This window comes from Vibrio sp. 10N.247.311.13 (genome assembly GCF_041467595.1).
GTDB classification, from domain to species: domain Bacteria; phylum Pseudomonadota; class Gammaproteobacteria; order Enterobacterales; family Vibrionaceae; genus Vibrio; species Vibrio crassostreae_C.
The window spans coordinates 1-3,842 of the sequence record NZ_JBFSUX010000112.1 but is presented as its reverse complement, the minus strand read 5'-3'; the positions used below and the strand labels follow the sequence as shown (position 1 = coordinate 3,842).

Genomic DNA, 3,842 nt, shown 5'->3' with positions numbered 1-3,842 from the left:
TACCGATGTATTGTTGAACGCGAAATGTACAGCAAAGATCAACACGCCCTAGTAAAACTGACATAAATAAAAACCGCCAATATTAGGCGGTTTTTTTGTATCTCGACCTTGGCTCAGCCATTACTTTTCGATATTTAGTTAGAAATTGAACGTCGAGAACGAATACGCCAAGATGTGGTCGGCAATGTATTTATGAGTAGCTGTAGTTGGGTGTGTCACGCCCCAAAATACATAACTGTCTGAACCATAGGTGGCACAGTCATTGGTTAAGCTGTGGCTTCGCAAGTAGTCCGCGGCTGAGCTTCGATTGATATTAAGACAAGCATCACTCGCGTTTCGAAAGCCATGTTGTTCTGGGTTATCGGTAATGCTGGCGAACAACGCACTTGCATCGAACAACACTACGTTTTTCCCCATACCTTGGTAATACTCGGCTTGAGCTTTGATGAACTGGTTGAATTCTAAGATCTTGCCACGAACTTTTATTATCTCTTGTTCGGTAGAGTATTTGAATTGAGGGGCTTTGGTTGCATCGGGTAAGGTGAACAGCAGGATATTGTTCGCACCAGATTCTGTTAAGCGGATCAGCGCGCTGCTAAAGTCAGCCTTTACATCGGCGACTTCTCGGTTGTAATTCATGAAGTCATTGAGGCCAAACTCTAAAGTAAACAGTGAGTTTTCCGGACGATAGTTTTTGGCGACTTTCATGTAGGTCAGATAAGAGGTGACTTGATCATAAACACCAGTCAATGCCACGTATTGGTTGGTACCTGCGGCGCCACCCACAGCCCAGTTATACAGAGGGACATCTTTCGCTTTTGCTAAATACTCCGTCCAGACTAAACCATTCGAAAAGTGCCCTAAAAACCACGAATCTGCGTTCGGAAAAACCCATTGTGAGCCATTAAATAGATTACCAGTGTCGGACAGGCTATCACCAAAGGTGACAATACGATTGATGCTACTGGCTTGAAAAGCGTTGTCGTTGGTCCAGATTGAGTGGTTGTAAGAGAAGCGATTATCTGCGGCAAAGTAGGTGATGTCAGCGGCGTCATGTTGGATGTCGAGCGTCTGTTCGCAACGTTGTTTAATTTCCGATTGCGGGGCATCGCTGTAGAACATGTTTTTGAATGAAACGGAAGACCACCAATATCCGTTGATCGTGTAGTAATCACCATTCTCTTTCTTTGCCCACTTCCAGTCGGTGGCTGGGGAGTCATGAGAGGCATCGGCTCGATACCAACATCTAACATATGAATAGGTCTCTGAGCCTTGTGCACTGAGTACTTGTGCAGATGTAATCGATTCAGGTGTTGGTATTGAGTCTTCAGCGGCATAAGCGCCAAAAGGCAGGGCTAACGTGAGTATTAAAGCCGTATTTTTCATCACTGTATTCTCTTTTATATTTAGATGAGCCAAACAGAAACGCTGTTGCTTGATAAGTGGATAAGTGGATAAGTAAATAACTGGTACGACCTATATCTAAAATCAATAATTAGCGTCAATATATTCAGGGTTGTGGTGTGTCGTTAATGGAATAAGCATCAAGTTATCAACGAGTTTTGGTTGAAAAATACCTGTTTCCAAACGGTTATTTGTCGAATAATTTTGGTTTATTGAGAATGTTGAATTGATATTTGAGTCGGGATATTGAAAGAACAATCTCATCAACCTTAGTTAAATGTTAATTTAATCAATTGCTTATGTTTTTTCTCCTGATTCTGTTTGCCTGATGTTCATCGCACCTGTTTAATTCAAGTTCGCCATCACAAATATGAAGTCGTTACTTTCTGTTTTATAAAATCATCATCTACGGTTCTTTTACTCATCAGAGGTCTAATCTGTTTAAGGAAAGAGCATTGAAAAAGATATTAATTTGGACGATAGCCTGCCTATCCAGTTTTGGTGCCTATGCAGGAACGAGCGCATCGGCATTAGAAGTCAGCGGATACACTGAAACGAAATATCCCATTGTGTTGGTACATGGCTTGTTTGGCTTCGATACATTGGCGGGCGTCGACTATTTTTATGGCGTACCGGAATCTCTGACAAAAGATGGCGCGAGTGTATACGTCGCTCAGGTTTCTGCGACCAACAGCTCTGAAGTGCGTGGAGAGCAGTTGCTGGCTCAAGTTGAAACACTGTTAGCCGCGACCGGGGCAAGTAAGGTGAACCTAGTTGGTCACAGCCACGGCGGACCAACAGCGCGCTATGTGGCTTCAGTTCGTCCTGATCTGGTAGCCTCAGTGACAAGCATTGGTGGCGTCCATAAAGGATCTAAAGTTGCCGATCTCGTGCGTGGAAGCGTATCAGAAGGCTCAGCTGCGGAAGGTATCGCGGTTAAGTTGGCTGGTGGATTGACGACACTGATTAACCTTTTATCTGGTGGAACGGATCTAGACCAAGATGGCCTTGCATCTCTTGAAGCGTTGACCACTGAAGGTTCGCTTGCATTCAACCAGTTTTACCCTGAAGGCGTTCCGACGTCTGCGTGTGGTGATGGTGAATGGCAAGCAAACAACGGTGTTTATTACTATTCATGGACAGGATCTTCCACTTTTACCAACCTTCTGGATCCTACCGACGGAGCGATGACAATCCTTGGTTTAGCTTTTAATGAACCTAATGACGGGTTAGTGGGAGCATGTAGCGCGCATTTGGGCAAAGTGATTAGTGATGATTACAAAATGAACCACCTAGATGAGATTAATGGGTTGTTGGGTATTCATCATCTCTTTGAGACTGATCCAGTGACGTTATATCGCCAACACGCGAATCGATTGAAGTTGGCTGGCCTGTAAGTCGCGCTGCCCAAAGTTAAGATCATAAGGAAAATATAATGAAAAAGACCGCCATTTTGTCGATAACCACGATAGCCCTGATGAGCACAGCGGCGGTCTTTTTATATCTAAAGAAGGAAGAGGTAAGTTCATATAATAACAACGAACAAAGCGCTTCTTCATTGAAGGTTAGCTCTCAACAAGATACCGAAATCGATAGTGCTTCAGCCAAAGACATGATGGAATATTTCGTGTCAGGCAATACAGAATTAACCCTCGAAGAGATTCGTGACAATGTGGCAAATCACCACGAGCAATCACAAGCAGCGGTGGTCGATGAAGCATTGTTCGCAAAGTATCTTGAGTACAAGTCGGCACTGACAACATTGGATGTTCAATTCGACACCACCTCAATATCCGCAGAGGACTTACGCGCACTGAATCAAGCTCTGCTTGACCTTCAAACTCAATTTTTCAGTGAGAGCGAGATAAGTATCCTGTTTACCCATGACAATAAAATGAGGGAAATCGCTTTAGAAAAGTTACTTCTGAAACAAGAAGGGCTAGAGGAACAAGAATATCAGCAAAGGCTTGAATCTTACCTATCTGAACAACCCGATTATGTTCAGTCCAGTCATCAAAATCAGGTTTTATTACAGCAACTATCCAACTCACAAGGTCTGGACGAACAAGGTAAATACTTGAAGAGAAATGAACTGGTTGGCGAAGAAGCGACACAGAGGCTCGAAGCACTCGATAAACAAAGAGCGGACTTTGAAGGAGCTTTAGAGATTTATTTTGTTGAACGAAATGACATTTTGAATGACTCAGCCCTCTCGACAATTGAGCAACAAGAGACGATCGCTCAGCTTAGAGAAGCTCATTTTCAGCCACAACAGCTTAGAAGGGTAGAAGCGATTGAGAGAATCAGAGCCGCTGAGAACGGCCAGTAAGGTTTGGTGATTTAGTCAAAAATCTATCGAAAATAAAAAACCAGTCAAGAGTGACTAATGCCGATCAGTTAAAGCCAAAGCGATCGGTTGAAGGATCCTTCAGAGCTGT

At 43.5% G+C, this 3,842-nt stretch carries 3 protein-coding genes; 2 read left to right on the top strand and 1 reads right to left on the bottom strand.

The window, feature by feature from the left end; all coding sequences use genetic code 11:
• Positions 1-138: 138 nt before the first annotated feature.
• Complete coding sequence (locus tag AB6E52_RS22765; protein WP_102319989.1) at positions 139-1,386, bottom strand: SGNH/GDSL hydrolase family protein; 1,248 nt, start codon at positions 1,384-1,386, stop codon at positions 139-141.
• A 473-nt stretch (positions 1,387-1,859) separates the two neighbouring features.
• On the opposite strand from AB6E52_RS22765, the gene AB6E52_RS22760 reads away from it, so the two are divergent.
• Both AB6E52_RS22760 and AB6E52_RS22755 read left to right on the top strand, forming a co-directional pair.
• Positions 1,860-2,801 (top strand): triacylglycerol lipase, encoded by a 942-nt coding sequence (locus AB6E52_RS22760; RefSeq protein ID WP_102319988.1) that lies wholly within the window; start codon positions 1,860-1,862, stop codon positions 2,799-2,801.
• A gap of 38 nt (positions 2,802-2,839) precedes the next feature.
• Positions 2,840-3,733, top strand: a complete 894-nt coding sequence (locus tag AB6E52_RS22755; protein WP_102319987.1) for a lipase secretion chaperone — start codon at positions 2,840-2,842, stop codon at positions 3,731-3,733.
• Positions 3,734-3,842 lie beyond the last annotated feature (109 nt).

What these genes read in the sequence shown, in the direction of transcription:
- AB6E52_RS22765 (WP_102319989.1), bottom strand. Translation starts at nt 1,386, where the DNA reads ATGAAAAATACGGCTTTAATACTCACGTTAGCCCTGCCTTTTGGCGCT.
- AB6E52_RS22755 (WP_102319987.1), top strand. Translation starts at nt 2,840, where the DNA reads ATGAAAAAGACCGCCATTTTGTCGATAACCACGATAGCCCTGATGAGC.